Source organism: Nocardioides sp. GY 10127 (assembly GCF_004919085.1).
GTDB lineage: Bacteria > Actinomycetota > Actinomycetes > Propionibacteriales > Nocardioidaceae > Nocardioides.
The window spans coordinates 302,576-318,328 of sequence record NZ_STGL01000008.1 but is presented as its reverse complement, the minus strand read 5'-3'; the positions used below and the strand labels follow the sequence as shown (position 1 = coordinate 318,328).

The window sequence follows — 15,753 nt, the reverse complement described above, 5'->3', positions numbered from 1 at the left end:
CTGGGCTGGTCAGTGGCTGCTCAGTGGCGGCTCAGTTGCCGAGCAGCGGGTCGGTGAGGTCACCGATCCCGGAGGTGGCGTCGTCCACCACGCCGCCCACCGCCGACGTGGCGCCGTCGACGACCTCGCCGACGGCCGAGGTCGCGTCGCTGACCACGGCACCGGCGCCGTTGCCGGCGCTGGCACCCCCGGTGAGGGTGTCGCCGAGGTCGCTGACCAGCCCGCCACCGGTGGCCTGGGCCGTGGGCACGGAGACCGGGTCGTCCTGCGTGGTGGTGGACCCGGAGCCACCGCTGCTGCCGGAGTCGGAGGACGACGTCCCCGAGCCCCCGCCGGTGGTGGAGCCCTCGGCCGTGCCGCCGCCGGTGCTCTTCGAGCCGGAGCCCTTCTTCGTGCCGCCGCCGGCCGCGGGCTTCACGGTGATGCCCTCGACGAGGCTGCCGTCGGTGAGGTCCTCGACGCTGCTGGACAGGAACAACGGGACGTCGACCAGCGACCCGCCCGTGCAGGACGGGCACAGCTTGCTGGTCTGCGCGTCGAGGTCGGTGAGCACCTCGCCGGCCGCCACGAGGGCGGCGTCGGCCTGGCCCGGGAGGAGGTCGGCGAGGGTGTTGAGCGAGTCCATGCTCTCGACCGTCCAGGCCTGGAGCTGGGTGATGGTCTCGGCGTCGCCGCTGCTGGCGTAGTCGCCGAGCAGCAGCGCGCTGCCGGCCTCGGTCTGCTCGCGGAAGTCGGCCAGGACCTCGTCCGCGGCCGCGCCGGTGCCCTTGCCCTGCTTCGACAGCTCGGTGAGCTCGGCGAGGCGGTCGCTGGCGCTCGCCAGCAGGACCTCGCCCTTGGCGGTGTCGCCGACGGTGAGGTCGGAGTGGACGTTCTCGATGGCCCGCTTGACGGGGTACAGGGCCTCGCCGGGCAGCGCGGACTGCGCGGCCACCGCCACGGACGTCGTCGCGCCCAGGACGGCGAGGCCACCGACGGCGACGGCGATGCGCCGGTCGCGGCGACCGGTGGTGCGGGTGCCGCCCAGGCGCAGCGGGTCGGCCGCGGCCTCCTTGCCGGGGACGAGCTCGACGGCGGCGGCGGCCATGAGGCGCTCGCGCAGCTCGCCGGCGAACGCGGGACGCTGCGGCGGCGGGGGCGCCGTCCGCAGGGCGCTGACGACGCCGACCAGCTCGGCGTAGCGGGGGTCGGGCACAGGGCGACCCGCGAGGGCGGCCTCGACGATCGCGTCGAACTCCTCGGCTCGACGCCGTGCGGCGAAGACGGGGCTCATCAGCGGGTTCCCTTCCTGGGAGCGACGGGGTGCGGCGTACCGGACCCCGCGACCGGGTGGGGGAGACCCGGCACGCTGCTCAACGACGCGCCCGGGTACACGGTTACGGCCCGCCCCGCAGTGGCGTGCGTCACGTGCAGCCCGGCGCTCATCGGATGCCCTCCGGCATGAGCTTGGCGAGGTTGCGCACGCCCCGCAGCTGGAGCTGCTTGACGGCGCCCTCGCTGCGCCCGAGGGCCTCGGCGACCTCGGCGATGCTGAGCCCCTGGAGGAACCGCATCACCACGCAGTCCCGCTGCTCGTCGGGCAGCTGCCGCAGCGCGTCGACCAGCACCTCGTGGGTGAGCCCCTCCAGCGCCAGCGCCTCGGGGGTGGCGTCGTCCGCGTCGTCGTGGAGGCCCATGTCCTCCGTGGTGAGCTCGAGCCGCGTCCGGCTGGCCTTGAAGTGGTCGGTGGCGAGGTTGCGCGCGATCGTCATCAGCCAGGCGCCGAAGTCGCGGCCCTGCCAGCGGAAGCCCTGCATGGAGCGCAGCGCCCGGAAGAAGGTCTCGGACGTGAGGTCCTCGGCCAGCTGCACGGAGCGGGTCCGGTAGTAGAGGAACCGGTACACCGACGACTGGTAGTGGTCGTAGAGGAGCCCGAACGCCTCGGCGTCGCCCTTGCGCGCCAGCTCGACCAGCGCGATGAGCCGCTCGCGGTCGGCGGCGGAGGTCTCCGAGGACGCCGCGAGGTCGGAGTCGTCACCGGCTGAGCCCTGGCCCGATCCCTGGCCCGCTGCAGGTCCCGACCCAGGAACCGGGTCACCGGGGGAGCCGCCCACCTGGACGCCGCCGGACAGGGCCTCGGAGAGCACGCCCAGGACGAGGTCGGCGCGGGCGCCGGGACGCGGTCGCGGCGCGGGGGAACCGGCGGGGCCGGCGAGCGCGAGCGCGGGCGTCGGGGGGAGGCTGGGGGTCCAGAGGCCGTCGGTGACGGCGGCGAGCACGCGTGCGTGCAGGGCGCGGAGCCCCTCGAGCCCGCGCACCACCTGGGTGGCGTCCACCGCCATGTACAGCTGTCCCTCCCACTCGACGCTCCCCCCAGAGCGTTCATCGACTGTAAGGGTCATCCGTCCCGACCGGAACAGCCTCGCGGGAAACCTGACCGCCCGTCGAGCGGGGGTAGTCCGTTCGGGCCATGCCCGGCCGGGTGTCGCCGACCGCCGCCCGGCCACTCGTGTGCACTGAGCTCGGCGGGAGGGCCGGCGGGAGGGTCAGCGGCGGTTGCGCAGGGCGCCGGCGGCGGCCGCGGCGCCGGCGGCCGCTCCGGCGGTGGCACCGGCGGCCGCGCCGACCATCAGCCCGGCGCGGGCCGCCTTGCGCGCGGTGCGGTAGTCACGGACGCGCCAGCCGTGCTCCTTCGCGTGCTTGCGCAGCCGCCGGTCGGGGTTCACCGCGCACGGGTCGCCGACCAGGGTGAGCATCGGCAGGTCGTTGGCCGAGTCGGAGTAGGCGGAGCAGCGGTCGAGGTCCAGACCCTCCCGCTCGGCCAGCGCCCGGACGGCCTCGGCCTTCGCGGGGCCGTGCAGCATGTCGCCGACGAGCCGGCCGGTGTAGACGCCGTTCTCGTGCTCGGCGACGGTGCCCATCGCGCCGGTGAGGCCGAGCCGGCCGGCGATGATGCGCGCGATCTCCACGGGGGCGGCGGTGACGAGCCAGACCCGCTGGCCGGCGTCCAGGTGCATCTGCGCGAGCGCCCGCGTGCCGGGCCAGATCCGGTGCGCCATCGCCTCGTCGAAGATCTCCTCGCTCAGCTCCTCGAGCTCGGCCACGGTGTGGCCGGCGATGAACTGGAGCGCCGAGTTGCGGGCGTCGGCGACGTGCTCGGGGTCCTCCACGCCCATGACGCGGAAGTAGGCCTGCTTCCAGGCGGCCGAGGCGATCTCCCGGGTCGTGAAGAACTCGCGGCGGTACAGGCCGCGCGCGAGGTGGAAGATGCTCGCGCCCTGCATGATCGTGTTGTCGACGTCGAAGAACGCCGCGGCGCGCGGGTCGGCCGCGTCCTCCAGGGCACGCTCGACCTCCGCCGACGCCGCCGAGGCCTCGCCCGCGAGCGTGGACCGTGCCTTGAGGTCGAGCAGGCGTCGGCGTTCCGACGACCGCCGCTCCGAGGGTGCTGCCACGCGCTCACTGTAGGCCCCGGCGGCATGGCGTGGGACGCCCTCGACCGGACCAGTCCGGACAGGCGTCGTGCAGCGTCCCCACGGTGGGGTAGGGAACGTCGCGGTCCGATGGGGAAGGGGACCCCTGCGGGCGCGCTCGGCGTGGCAGAGTGGCCTCCATGCCCGCGAGCCCGGTCGCCGACCTCACCGACCTCCTGGCCTCCGCGGCGCGGGAGGCGCCCGAGCGGGTCGCCGTGGTGGAGTCGGGCGGGCGCCGGGTCACGTGGGCCGAGCTGGACGCCGAGACGAACCGCGTCGCGCACGGCATGGTCGCCGCCGGGCTGGTGGCCGGGCACCGGGTCGCGATCGCCTCGGCCAACCGGCTGGAATTCGTCACCACCTACCTCGCGGTGCTCCGCATCCAGGCCGTCGCGGTGCCGCTCAACCCGCGCAGCTCGCCCGCCGAGGTCGAGCACGCGCTCGCCGACTCGGGCGCCGTCATGGTCGTCGCCGACGAGGTCGCGGTGGGCGCGGTGCGGACCGCGGTCGCGGCGCTGGCCGAGCGGGCCGCCGGCGACGGCACCCTGCCGCGCCCCGGCGTGCGTCGCGCGCCCCGGATCGTGCTCGTCGGCAGCACCCTCGCTCCCGGCGAGCGCTCCTACGACCACCTGCGGGCCACCGGCACCCAGCTCGTCCGGCCGGTGCTCGACCCCGAGAAGCTGGCGGTGCTCCTCTACACCAGCGGTGCCACCGGCCGCCCCCGCGCGGCGATGCTCAGCCACCGCGCCCTGCTGGCCAACGTCGACCAGCTCGCGCAGGTCGACCCGCCGCTCATCCACGGCGACGACGTCGTGCTCGGCGTCCTGCCCCTCTTCCACGTCTACGGGCTCGGCGCCGTCCTCGGGTCGGTGCTGCGGCACCGTGCGCGGCTGGTCCTCGTCACCGCCTACGACCCCGTCGACACCCTGGAGCTGGTGGAGGACGAGGCGTGCAGCGTCGTCCCCATCGCCCCCGTCGTCCTCCAGCAGTGGCGCACCGCCGAGAACCTCGCCGAGCGCCTCGGGCCGGTCCGGCTGCTCCTCTCCGGCTCCTCCATGCTCGAGCCGGCGTTCGTCGAGGAGGTCACCGCGCTCACCGGCGTGCCGGTGCACCAGGGCTACGGCCTCACCGAGGCGGCCCCGGTGGTCACCTCGACCCTCTGCTCGGTCCACAACCACGCCGGCTCCGTGGGCGCGGCGATCCCCGGGGTGGAGATCCGGCTCGAGGACGGCGCCGGCCGCGCCCCCGAGCCGGGCGACCCCGGGCAGGTGCTCATCCGCGGGGACAACCTGTTCTCCGGCTACTGGCCCGACGGCGCGGACGGGCCCGGCCCCGAGGGCTGGTGGAACACCGGCGACGTCGGCTTCCTCGACGAGGAGGGCGACCTCTGGCTCGTCGACCGGGTCAAGGACCTCGTCATCGTCTCCGGCTTCAACGTGTACCCGGTCGAGGTCGAGGAGGTGATCCTCGACGTCGAGGGCGTGCGCGCCGCGGCCGTGGTCGGCGTCGCCGACGCCCGGACCGGCGAGGCGGTCGTGGCCTACGTCCTCGCCCCGGGCCTGGACGAGGCGGGCGCCGCGGCGCTGGCCGAGCGGGTCCGCGCCCACTGCGCGAGCCGGCTCGCCCGGTTCAAGCAGCCCGCCCACGTGGCGGTCGTCGACGAGCTGCCGATGACCGTGACCGGCAAGGTGCGCAAGGGCATCCTGCGGGCGGCCGCGCGCCGACGGGACACGGAGCTGTTCTCGTGATCGGCGCGGACGGGGCGCCGGCCCCCCGCGTCCGCCTCTACACGCGCGCGGGCTGCCACCTCTGCGAGGTGGCGGAGGCCGTGGTCGCCGAGGTCTGCGCCGAGACGGGGGAGTCCTACGACACCGTGGACGTCGACACCGACCCCGAGCTGGTCCGCCGGTTCACCGACGAGGTGCCCGTGACCTTCGTCGACGGGCGGCAGCACGACTTCTGGCGGGTCGACCCCGTCCGCCTGCGGGCCGCGCTCGACCGCTGAGCGGTGCGCCGGGCCGCGCGGGCCCGGCTCGGCGCGGCCGACCAGGGCACCCCCGCCCGCCCCCCGCCGTCCACCCTGTGGTACCTCTGTGGCGAGAGTGGGCCCTCACGCGTTTTGTTCCTGCGTTCACGAACTCCTACAGTGATCGCGCCGAGCGCCGGGGGGTCGCACCGATCCCTGTTCCGCGCCCGGCTGGCAGGGAGTGGACCAGTGTCGGAGCGGAACCCCACGGAGGCGGGCCGGGACATCCCGGAGGCCACCGTCGCGCGGCTCCCGCTCTACCTGCGTGCGCTGACCGCCCTCGCGGACGCCGGCACGGCGACCTGCTCCTCGGAGGACCTCGCCGTCTCGGCGGGCGTCACCAGCTCGAAGCTGCGCAAGGACCTCTCGTACCTGGGCAGCTACGGCACGCGCGGGGTCGGCTACGACGTCGACTACCTGCGCCACCAGATCGCCCGGGAGATCGGCCAGACCCAGGACCACGCCGTCGTCATCGTCGGCATCGGCAACCTGGGCCACGCGCTGGCCACCTTCTCCGGGTTCCGGAGCCGCGGCTTCCGGGTGGTCGCGCTCCTCGACGCCGACCCGCAGCGTCAGGGCGACGTGGTCGGCGGCCTCGCCGTCCGGTCCTTCGGCGACCTCGCCGAGGTCGTCGCCGAGCACCGCGTCACCATCGGTGTCGTCGCCACGCCCGCGCAGGCGGCCCAGTCCGTGGCCGACTCGCTGGTCGGGGCGGGCGTCCGCAACATCCTCAACTTCGCGCCGACCGTGCTGACCGTCCCCGAGGGCGTGGACGTCCGCAAGGTCGACCTCTCGATCGAGCTCCAGATCCTGGCCTACCACGAGCAGCGGAAGGCCCAGGCCGAGGAGAACGAGCAGGACCTGGAGAGGGGTCTGGCATGAGCGTCCTCGTCGTCGGGATCTCGCACAACACCGCACCCGTCTCGTTGCTCGAGCGCGTGGCCGCCTCCGACCCGGGTGCCGTCTCGGCCCTGGTCAAGCAGGCCGCCGACTGCGCGCACGTCACCGAGGCCGCCATCATCTCGACCTGCAACCGGCTCGAGCTCTACGCGGACGTCGACCGGTTCCACGGCTCCGTGGAGGAGCTGAGCAGCCTGCTCGTCGAGCGGGCCGGCGAGCGCACCGAGACGATGCTCCCGCACCTCTACGTCCACTACGACGACGGCGCGGTCTCGCACCTCTTCCAGGTCGCGGCCGGCCTGGACTCGATGGCCGTCGGCGAGGGCCAGATCCTCGGCCAGACCCGCGAGGCGCTGCGGGTGGGCCAGGAGCTCGGCACCGTCGGCCCCGCGCTCAACTCCCTCTTCCAGCAGGCGCTGCGGGTCGGCAAGCGCAGCCGCGCCGAGACGGACATCGACCGGGCCGCCCCGACCCTCGTCGGCGCCGCGCTCGCGCAGGCCGGCGCGGCCCTGCCGCTGGCAGGTACCGCGGCGGACGACACGGACGGTGCGGACGGCGCCGGCCCGCTCGCCGGGATCAGCGTCGCCGTCCTGGGTGCCGGTGCCATGGCCGGCCTGGCCACGGCCACGGTCCACCGCGAGGGCGTCCGCGACCTCGTCGTCCTCAACCGGACGCCGGCGCGCGCCGAGCGCCTGGCCGAGGCCTACGGCGGCCGCCCCGCGCCCGTCGCCGACCTCGAGGCCGAGCTCGGCCGGGTCGACCTGCTGCTCACCTGCACGGGCTCGACCGGCGCCGTCGTCACCGCGGAGATGCTGCGCCGGGCCCGCCCGGACGGCCGCCCGCTCACGATCATCGACCTGGCGCTGCCGCACGACGTCGAGCCGCACGCCGGCTCCGTCGAGGGCATCACCCTGGTGAACCTGGCCTCGCTGGCCTCGGAGGTGCACGGCTCGGACGCCGCCGCCGAGATCCACGCGGTGCGCGAGATCGTCACCCAGGAGGTCGCGGCCTTCCTCACCGCGCGGCGCCAGGCGTCCGTGACCCCCACCGTCGTCGCGCTGCGCACCATGGCCACCGGCGTGGTGGAGTCCGAGATGACCCGCCTCGAGGGCCGCCTGCCGGAGCTGGACGAGCGCACCCGGGGCGAGGTCCTGCACACGGTGCGCCGGGTCGTCGACAAGCTCCTGCACGAGCCGACGGTCCGCGTCCGCGAGCTGGCGAACTCCGGCGGCGCGGTCTCCTACGCCGCCGCGCTCGCCGAGCTGTTCTCGCTCGACCCCGAGGCCGTCACCGCCGTCACCCGCCCCGACATGCCCTCGCCGGGCACCACCCCCGCCGGGGGTGACGCGTGAGCGAGCGCCCCCTGCGGCTGGGCACCCGCCGCTCCCTCCTGGCCCGCACCCAGTCCGGCCACGTGGCCGACCTGGTGCGCGCGGCCCTCGGCCGCGAGGTCGAGCTCGTCGAGGTGACCACCGACGGCGACCGCAGCCAGGCCAGCAACACCAGCCTCGTCGGCTCCAGCGCGACCGGCGTCTTCGTCTCCGCGCTGCGCGAGGCCCTCCTGGCCGACGAGGTCGACCTCGTCGTCCACTCGCTCAAGGACCTGCCGACCGGCGCGCACCCGGGACTCGCCCTGGCCGCCGTGCCCCCGCGGGAGGACTCCCGCGACGTGCTGGTGGCCCGCGACGGGCTCACCCTCGGCGAGCTGACCCCGGGCAGCCGCGTGGGCACCGGCTCGCCGCGGCGCGCCGCGCAGGTGGCCGCGCTCGGCCTCGGCCTGGAGATGGTGCCGATCCGCGGCAACATCGACACCCGGGTCGGGTACGTGACCTCCGGCGAGCTCGACGCCGTCGTCCTCGCCCGGGCGGGCCTCGCCCGGATCGGCCGGCTCGACGTCGTCACCGAGACCCTCGACCCGATCCAGGTGCTGCCGGCCCCCGGCCAGGGCGCCCTGGCGGTCGAGTGCCGCGAGTCCGACACCGACCTCCTCGCCGCCCTGCGCGAGCACCTGGACGACGCGGGCACCCGCGCCTGCGTGCTCGCCGAGCGGGCGGTGCTCTCGACCCTCGAGGGCGGCTGCTCGGCGCCGATCGGCGCGCTCGGCGAGGTCGTCGAGGGCGAGGACGGGGACGAGCTCTGGGTGAGGGCCGTCGCGCTCTCGCCCGACGGGGCGCTGGCCGTGCGCAGCTCGGCCGCGGGCCCCCTCTCCGACGCCGTCGGCGTCGGCACCCGGCTGGCGACAGAGATGCTCGCCGACGGGGCAGGACAGCTGGGCCAGCCAGGTCCGGATGACACGCAGGAAGAACAGGTGGAAGAACGATGACGCGCACCACCGAGTCGCCCACGCCGCACGGCTGGGTCTCGTTCGTGGGGAGCGGCCCCGGTGACCCCGACCTGCTGACGGTCCGCGCCGTGGAGCTGCTGCGCGGCGCCGAGGTCGTGGTGACCGAGGTGCCGGAGCAGGTCGAGATGGTCACCCGTCTCCTGGGCGAGGGCTGCCCCGAGGTCGTGGACGGCGGCTTCGGCGAGGACGGCCAGCCGCTCACGCACGCCGCGCGGGCGAAGGTCGTGCTCAAGCACGCCAAGAAGGGCCTCCGGGTCGTCCGGCTCCTCGCCGGTGACCCGTTCACCTACGCCTCGGGCCCCGAGGAGGCCCAGTCGGTGGCGAAGGCCGGCATCGGGTTCGAGATCGTCCCCGGCGTCTCCTCGATCTCCGGCGTCCCGGCCTACGCGGGCATCCCGCTGACGACCCGCGACCACCGCGAGGTCACCGTCGTGACCTGCGACGGGACGGTCGACTGGTCTCGCTACGCCGACGACCGCACCCTCGTGCTGCTCTCCGGCGTCGGCCAGATCGGCGACACCGCCCGCGCCCTGATCGCGGCCGGCCGCTCGGCCGACACCCCGGTCGCCGTGACCCGCGTGGGCACGACCACCGAGCAGGCCACCGTCTCCTCGACCCTCGAGCACGTCGCCGAGGACGTCCGTGCCGCCCGGATCGCCCCGCCGGCGATCATCGTGATCGGCAAGGTCGTCGGCCTGCGCGACACCCTCAGCTGGTTCGAGACCAAGCCGCTGTTCGGCTGGCGCGTGCTGGTGCCCCGCACCAAGGAGCAGGCCGGCACGCTGGTCTCCCGCCTGCGCGGCTACGGCGCGGTGCCCGAGGAGGTGCCCACCATCTCGGTGGAGCCGCCCCGCAACCCGCAGCAGATGGACAAGGCCCTGCGCGGCCTCGTCGAGGGCCGCTACGAGTGGATCGCCTTCACCTCGGTCAACGCCGTCAAGGCGGTCCGGGAGAAGTTCGAGGAGTACGGCCTGGACGCCCGCTCCTTCTCCGGTCTCAAGATCGCGGCCGTGGGCGAGAAGACCGCCCAGGCGATCGCGGCCTGGGGCCTGCGCGCCGACCTCGTGCCCGAGGGCGAGCAGTCCTCGATCGGGCTGCTCGAGGACTGGCCGGAGTACGACGAGGACCTCGACCCGATCAACCGGGTCTTCCTGCCCCGCGCCGACATCGCCACCGAGACGCTGGCCGCCGGCCTGGTCGAGCTCGGCTGGGAGGTGGACGACGTGACGGCCTACCGCACCGTCCGGGCCGCCCCGCCGCCGGCGCCGACCCGCGAGGCGATCAAGACCGGCAAGTTCGACGCGGTCGTGTTCACGTCGTCCTCGACCGTGCGGAACCTGGTCGGCATCGCCGGCAAGCCGCACGCCTCGACGATCATCGCCTGCATCGGCCCGGCCACCGCGAAGACCGCGGAGGAGCACGGCCTGCGGGTCGACGTGCTCGCGGCGAAGCCGAGCATCGAGGAGCTCACCGACGCGCTGGCCGACTTCGGCTCCGCCCGCCGGGCCGCGATGGTCGAGCAGGGCCTCCCGGTCACCCGGCCCTCGGACCGCAAGCCGTCGGCACGGCGCAAGGCCACGTCCTCGCGCTGACGCCGCACCAGCACCACCTCGCAGCACCACCCCGCAGCACCAGCACCAGCACCCTGCGACCGGGTGCCGCCGCCCCGCGGCGCCCGGTCGCACCCGCCGGTCCGGCACGCCGCTCCGACGGGTCCTGACACGACCCCGGAGGAGAACCACCCGTGACCGACCCGCAGCTGCCCCCGCTCGCGCCCGCGCCCCGCGCCACCGCCCCGATCGTCCGGCCCCGTCGGCTGCGCACCTCGGCGACGATGCGCGCGATGGTCCGCGAGCAGGAGGTCCGCGGCCGGCAGCTGATCCTCCCGGCGTTCGTGAGCGAGACGCTCACCGAGCCCAAGCCGATCTCCTCGATGCCGGGCGTCGTCCAGCACACCCAGGACACCCTGCGCCGGGCGGCCGCCGAGGCCGCCGAGGCCGGGATCGGCGGGATCATGCTCTTCGGCGTCCCCGCCGAGCGGGACGCCCGCGGCACGGCCGGCATCGACCCCGACGGGGTGCTCAACCGCGCCATCGCCGGGGTGAAGGCCGAGGTGGGCGACGCCCTCACCGTCCAGGCCGACCTCTGCCTCGACGAGTTCACCGACCACGGCCACTGCGGCGTCCTCACGCCCACCGGTGCCGTCGACAACGACGCGACCCTCGAGATCTACGCCGAGATGGCGCGCGCGCAGGCCGCCGCCGGCGTCGACGTCATCGGGCCCAGCGGCATGATGGACGGCCAGGTCGCGGTGATCCGCGACGCCCTCGACGGCGCCGGGCACCTCGACGTGGCGATCCTCGCCTACGGCGCGAAGTACGCCTCGGCCTTCTACGGCCCGTTCCGCAAGGCCGTCGACTCCGAGCTCCAGGGCGACCGTCGGACCTACCAGCAGGACCCGGCCAACGCCCGCGAGGGCGTGCGCGAGGCGGTGCTCGAGGTGGAGCAGGGCGCCGACATCGTCATGGTGAAGCCCGCGCTGGCCTACCTGGACGTGATCCGGCGGGTGCGGGACACCGTCGGCGTCCCGGTCGCCGCCTACAACATCTCCGGCGAGTACGCGATGGTCGAGGCCGCCGCGGCGAACGGCTGGATCGACCGCCAGCAGGCCGTGCTCGAGACGCTCACCTCGATCCACCGCGCCGGCGCCGACGTCATCCTCACCTACTGGGCCGTCGAGGCCGCGGGCTGGCTGCGCTGACGCGGCCGGTCCGGCGCGGGCTCCCGGGGCCGGACGTCAGTCGACCGCCGGGAGGGTGACCTCGAACCGGGCCCCGCGCCCGCCCTCGCCGCGCGGCTCGTCCCGGGGCTCGTCCCGGGCCTCGTCCGGGGCCAGCAGGACGACGTCCCCGCCGCCGGTCCGCGCCACCCGGCGCGCCAGCGGGAGCCCGAGGCCGCCCTCGGCGAACGGGTCGCTGCCGGGGGCGACCCCCGGCCCGTCGTCCTCGACGAGGAGCGCGACGAGCGCGCCCGTGCCGGTGCCGGCCGTCGTGCCCGTCGTGGCCTCCGGCGCCCGCAGGCCCACGCCCAGCCGCACCGCGCCCGGCGCGTGCCGCCGGGCGTTGTCGAGCAGCGGGGAGACGGCGCGGACCGCGAGGTCGACGGGGACGTCGAGGTCGGGCAGCCCGTCGTCCACCGCGACGTCGACACCGGTGAGGTCGAGCGCGGTGAGCAGGTCGGCGACGCTGCACCGCCCCTGGACCCCGCCGGAGCGGGCCAGCGAGACGAGCGAGGTGACGGCGTCCGCCGTGCGGCGCGCGCCGTCGTGGATCTCCTCGAACGCCTCCCGCACGTCGTCGTCGAGGTCGGTGCGCAGCAGCATCAGGTCGGCGGTGGCGAGGACGGCGGTCAGCGGCGTCCTCAGCTCGTGGGCGACCTCGGCCGTGAGCCGGCGCTCGGCGTGCAGGGCGCGCTCGACGCGGCCCAGCAGCCGGTCGAGGGTGGCGCCGAGCGCCGTGAGCTCGTCGCGTGGGGTGCCGAGCCCGAAGCGCCGGGACAGGTCGGTCTCGCTCCAGCCGTCGGCCGCGGCGGCCATGACGGTGACGGGCGCCAGCGCGCGGCCGACCGTCCAGGCGGCGGTGGCGGCGACCCCGCCGACGGTGAGCACCGCCAGCACCGCGGTGGCGATGAGCGCCAGGTGCTCCGCGGACTCGTAGGGGCCGGTGGCCTCGGCGGCGACGAGCACCGCGTCGGTGAGGGTCCCGCCGTCGGCGGAGGGCAGGTCCACCTGCCGCGCGCGCACCTGCCAGTCCTCGGCGATCTCGCCCTGGGGCAGCACGCCCCTGGCCAGGAGCCGGTCGACCGGGTCGCGCAGCGACGCCGGGAGGTGACCGGCCTGGACGACGCCGTCGGCGTCGAGGAGCACGACCGGGCCGTCGAGCTCGTCGAGCGGGTCGTCGTCGCTCTGCGTGCCGGCGTCCGTCGAGGTCCACACGGACACGGCCTCGTCGAGCCGGTCCGACAGCGCGCCGCGCATCCGGTGGTCGACCACCTGCTCGAGCACCCCGTAGAGGACGAGGAGCAGCAGGAGCATCGCCAGTGCCGCGGCCGCGGCCGTCGTGCGGACCACGCGGCGGCGGACGCTGCGGGGCGGCCGGGCGGACGCGCTCACCGCAGCACCAGCCCGACGCCGCGGACCGTCTCGATCACGGCCGGGGCGCCGGCGTCCGCGAGCTTCGTGCGGACCCGGCGGACGAACGAGTCCAGGGTGTTCTCGCTGACCCAGGCGCCGTCGGGCCAGGCCGCGGCCACGAGCTCCGCCCGGCGGACCACCTCGCCCGGGCGGCCCGCCAGGGCCGCCAGGAGCCGGAACTCGGTGGGCGTGAGCGTCACCTCCCGCTCGCCGACGAGGGCGTGCCGGGCGGGGTCCAGGTCGAGGCCGGAGGCGGACGCCGCGCGGACGGGCCGGTAGCGGCGCGCGAGGGCCGCCACCCGGAGCAGCACCTCGGTGAGCTCGAACGGCTTGACCACGTAGTCGTCGCCGCCGGCGTGGAAGCCGGCCGCCACGTCCTGCGGGGCGTCGTAGGCGGTGAGGAAGAGGACGGGCGCCTGCTGGCCCGCGGCCCGCAGGGCCTGGCAGACGTCGCGGCCGTCGGCGTCGGGCAGGCCGATGTCGAGCACGAGGACGTCGATCGGCGCCGTGGCCAGGACGCGCCGGGCCTCGCCGCCGTCGTGGGTCATGACCACCTCGTGGCCGGCCTGCTCGAGCGCGGCCCGCAGGACCCGCCGGATCGCCGCGTCGTCCTCGCAGACGCCCACCCGGACGCCGGTGCCTGCTGCTGCGCCCGCTCCCGGGCCCGGTCCGCTCACGCGGCCACCCTAGAGAGGTGGACGCCGTGGCGGGCAGGGCCTCAGCGCCCGTCGGGGGACGTGTCGGTCACGCCGTCCACCCCGCCGTCCACCCCGCCGTCCACGTCGCGGTCGTGGTCCGTGCGGCCGCCGACGGCCCCGGGGGTGTCGCCCCACACGGCGCGAGTGCCGGTCTCCACCACGCGTCCGACCTGGACCACCGCGACCACCGCGGCCACCACGGCCAGGGCCGCCACGGTGCGCTCGACGGTGCGCCACGGCACACCGTGCGCGGATGCCGGGCGGTCGCCGGTGGGAGATGGGGACGCCGGCCGCCCCGGACCGGTCGCGGCCGACGGGGACGCCGCGCGACGGTCCAGGGCGACCAGCGCCGCGGAGAGCAGGAGGAGGGGGAGCACGTACCAGAGGAGGCTCTCGCCCAGCCTGGCGTGCTGCTCCGGCTCACCCACGTACCGCTCGAGGCCCTCGCCGCTCTCCACGGCCACCGGCAGCAGACCGACGGCGACCACGGAGCAGGCGACGACCAGGGGACCGTACGGCCGCCGCCAGGAGGGGCGCAGCGCGACGGCGAGGGTGCCGAGGGCCGCGAGCGGGACGAGCACGGCGACGGCGTGCACCACGAGCGGGTGCACGGGGAGTCCGTCGATCGTCCACGTCACCCGGGGAGGGTAGGAGGGAGAACCTGACGGCGACCTGACCGCGACCTGACCGCGACCCGTGGCCGAGGGGCTGCCGTCAGCCCAGCAGCCCCTGGATGCACTGCTCGAGCTCGTCCGCGCTGGTGAGCGGGTTGTCGATGACGCCCTCGAGCGTGCACTGCGCGAGGGCCTCGGCGCGGGTGAGGGTGTCGTCGACCGGCTCGCTGCCCGTGCTCGGCACGGCCGAGGTCACGGTGCCGACGGCGGAGGAGACGGCCTCCGCGGCGTCCTGGGCGGCTCCGCCGGAGGTGCCGGAACCGGAGCCCGAGCCCGAGCCGGAACCGCCGGAGCCGCCGGAGCCGCCGGAGCCGCTCGAGCCGGACCCGCTGCCGCCGGAGGTGCTGCCGGAGCCGGAGGACGCGCCGCTGGTGGCGGGCGCGCTCGGGCTCGTGGACGTCGAGCCGCCGGACGTGCCCGACGCGCCGCCGTGCCCGCGGGTGCCCTGGTGCTTCTTCCCCTGGTGGGCGACGACCGGCTCCGGCTCCGGGAGCGCGGCGATGAGGTCGCCGCCGCGCACCGAGGTCGGCACCGCGCTGTAGTCGCCGGCCGTGTAGGAGTCCATGATCTGCTCGACCAGCGCGACGTAGGCGTCGGAGTGGTTGTAGCGGTAGACCGCCTCGCGCACGCCCGAGGCGCTGCTCAGGTCGGAGTCGCCGGAGCAGAGGTAGACGCCCGCGGCCAGCGCCGCGTCGTCGATGTCCTGCGGGTTGCGCTGCCCGTCGCCGTCCCCGTCCACGCCCACGAGGCTCCAGGTGGACGGGATGAACTGCATGGGGCCGACGGCGCGGTCGAGGTCGGCGTCGCCGTCGAGGCGGCCGCCGTCGGTGTCGGCGACGCGGGTCGTGCCGTGCGTCCCGTCGAGGGCGGGGCCGAAGATGCCCGGCCGGCTCACGCCGTCCGCGCCCAGGACGCTGCCGCCGTAGCGGCCGTGGTCGGACTCGACGCGGCCGATGGCGCCCAGGAGCGCCCAGCCGAGGTGGCAGCCCGGGTCGGCGGCGGCCATGACGGACTCGGCTCGCTGGTAGGCGACCAGCGCGGCGTCGGGGATGGCGGCGCTGGAGGTGGAGGCGGCGGTGACGCCGGCGCTGCGGCGCGCCAGGGCGGTCGAGCTCGACCGGCCCCCGGAGACGGTGGCGGGGTCACGGAGGACGGAGGTGGGCAGCGTCGTGCCGTCCGGCAGCGTGCCCTCGGCGGCCCCCGGGGCCTGCTCGGAGGTCTGCGCCGTGAGCGCGGGCCCGACGCCCGTGCCGGGGTTGACCAGCGCGGCGGTGACCGCGGCCGAGACGATCCCGAGCGGGACGAGCGCGCCCGCCCTGCTCCAGCCGGTGCGGCGGCCGCCGGCCCCGGTCGAGCCGGTGCGGCGCGGGGTGCGCGTGCTGCGCTGCGTCATGGTGGTGCTCCCTCGTGGTGCTGCGGTGCCGTGCCCCGGTCGTCGTGACCGGTGGGCACCTGTCTCCCTTACCC

14 protein-coding genes are annotated in these 15,753 nt (G+C 75.9%); 7 read left to right on the top strand and 7 right to left on the bottom strand.

Translation table 11 applies throughout. The features are described 5' to 3' along the window. Positions 1-31: 31 nt before the first annotated feature. The 3 genes from E8D37_RS16095 to E8D37_RS16085 form a co-directional block, all read right to left on the bottom strand. Complete coding sequence (locus E8D37_RS16095) at positions 32-1,273, bottom strand: DUF5667 domain-containing protein (protein WP_136570818.1); 1,242 nt, start codon at positions 1,271-1,273, stop codon at positions 32-34. A 148-nt stretch (positions 1,274-1,421) separates the two neighbouring features. Then, positions 1,422-2,321, bottom strand: a complete 900-nt coding sequence (locus tag E8D37_RS16090) for a sigma-70 family RNA polymerase sigma factor (RefSeq protein ID WP_240770497.1) — start codon at positions 2,319-2,321, stop codon at positions 1,422-1,424. Positions 2,322-2,525: 204 nt separating this feature from the next. Further along, on the bottom strand, positions 2,526-3,434 hold the full coding sequence (locus tag E8D37_RS16085) for an HAD-IB family hydrolase (protein WP_136570817.1): 909 nt from the start codon (positions 3,432-3,434) through the stop codon (positions 2,526-2,528). A 158-nt stretch (positions 3,435-3,592) separates the two neighbouring features. On the opposite strand from E8D37_RS16085, the gene E8D37_RS16080 reads away from it, so the two are divergent. The 7 genes from E8D37_RS16080 to hemB all read left to right on the top strand — a co-directional run bounded on the left by E8D37_RS16080 (position 3,593) and on the right by hemB (position 11,483). Beyond that, positions 3,593-5,200, top strand: a complete 1,608-nt coding sequence (locus E8D37_RS16080) for a class I adenylate-forming enzyme family protein (protein ID WP_136570816.1) — start codon at positions 3,593-3,595, stop codon at positions 5,198-5,200. Beyond that, complete coding sequence (locus E8D37_RS16075; RefSeq protein ID WP_240770496.1) at positions 5,197-5,457, top strand: glutaredoxin family protein; 261 nt, start codon at positions 5,197-5,199, stop codon at positions 5,455-5,457. Before E8D37_RS16080 ends, E8D37_RS16075 begins: the two co-directional genes overlap by 4 nt. A gap of 210 nt (positions 5,458-5,667) precedes the next feature. Continuing rightward, a complete protein-coding gene (locus E8D37_RS16070; protein ID WP_136570815.1) occupies positions 5,668-6,360 on the top strand; it encodes a redox-sensing transcriptional repressor Rex in 693 nt (230 codons plus the stop codon). Next, on the top strand, positions 6,357-7,730 hold the full coding sequence (locus tag E8D37_RS16065) for a glutamyl-tRNA reductase (protein ID WP_136570814.1): 1,374 nt from the start codon (positions 6,357-6,359) through the stop codon (positions 7,728-7,730). Before E8D37_RS16070 ends, E8D37_RS16065 begins: the two co-directional genes overlap by 4 nt. Further along, a complete protein-coding gene (gene hemC, locus E8D37_RS16060; protein WP_240770495.1) occupies positions 7,727-8,701 on the top strand; it encodes a hydroxymethylbilane synthase in 975 nt (324 codons plus the stop codon). Before E8D37_RS16065 ends, hemC begins: the two co-directional genes overlap by 4 nt. After that, positions 8,698-10,314 carry a uroporphyrinogen-III synthase gene (locus tag E8D37_RS16055; RefSeq protein WP_136570813.1) on the top strand — a complete coding sequence of 539 codons (1,617 nt, stop codon included), beginning with the start codon at positions 8,698-8,700 and terminating at the stop codon, positions 10,312-10,314. The genes hemC and E8D37_RS16055 overlap by 4 nt, the downstream gene beginning before the upstream one ends. Before the next feature lie 152 nt (positions 10,315-10,466). Beyond that, positions 10,467-11,483 carry a porphobilinogen synthase gene (hemB, locus tag E8D37_RS16050; protein ID WP_276606506.1) on the top strand — a complete coding sequence of 339 codons (1,017 nt, stop codon included), beginning with the start codon at positions 10,467-10,469 and terminating at the stop codon, positions 11,481-11,483. Positions 11,484-11,519: 36 nt separating this feature from the next. Here the strand turns inward: hemB and E8D37_RS16045 are convergent, their stop codons facing one another. The 4 genes from E8D37_RS16045 to E8D37_RS16030 form a co-directional block, all read right to left on the bottom strand. Continuing rightward, a complete protein-coding gene (locus E8D37_RS16045; RefSeq protein ID WP_136570812.1) occupies positions 11,520-12,893 on the bottom strand; it encodes a HAMP domain-containing sensor histidine kinase in 1,374 nt (457 codons plus the stop codon). Then, a complete protein-coding gene (locus E8D37_RS16040) occupies positions 12,890-13,591 on the bottom strand; it encodes a response regulator transcription factor (protein WP_240770494.1) in 702 nt (233 codons plus the stop codon). Before E8D37_RS16040 ends, E8D37_RS16045 begins: the two co-directional genes overlap by 4 nt. Positions 13,592-13,632: 41 nt before the next feature. Further along, entirely contained in the window at positions 13,633-14,250 is a 618-nt protein-coding gene (locus E8D37_RS16035) for a DUF2231 domain-containing protein (RefSeq protein WP_136570811.1), read from the bottom strand. Between the two features lie 76 nt (positions 14,251-14,326). Beyond that, entirely contained in the window at positions 14,327-15,679 is a 1,353-nt protein-coding gene (locus E8D37_RS16030; RefSeq protein WP_136570810.1) for a lytic murein transglycosylase, read from the bottom strand. Positions 15,680-15,753: the final 74 nt, after the last annotated feature.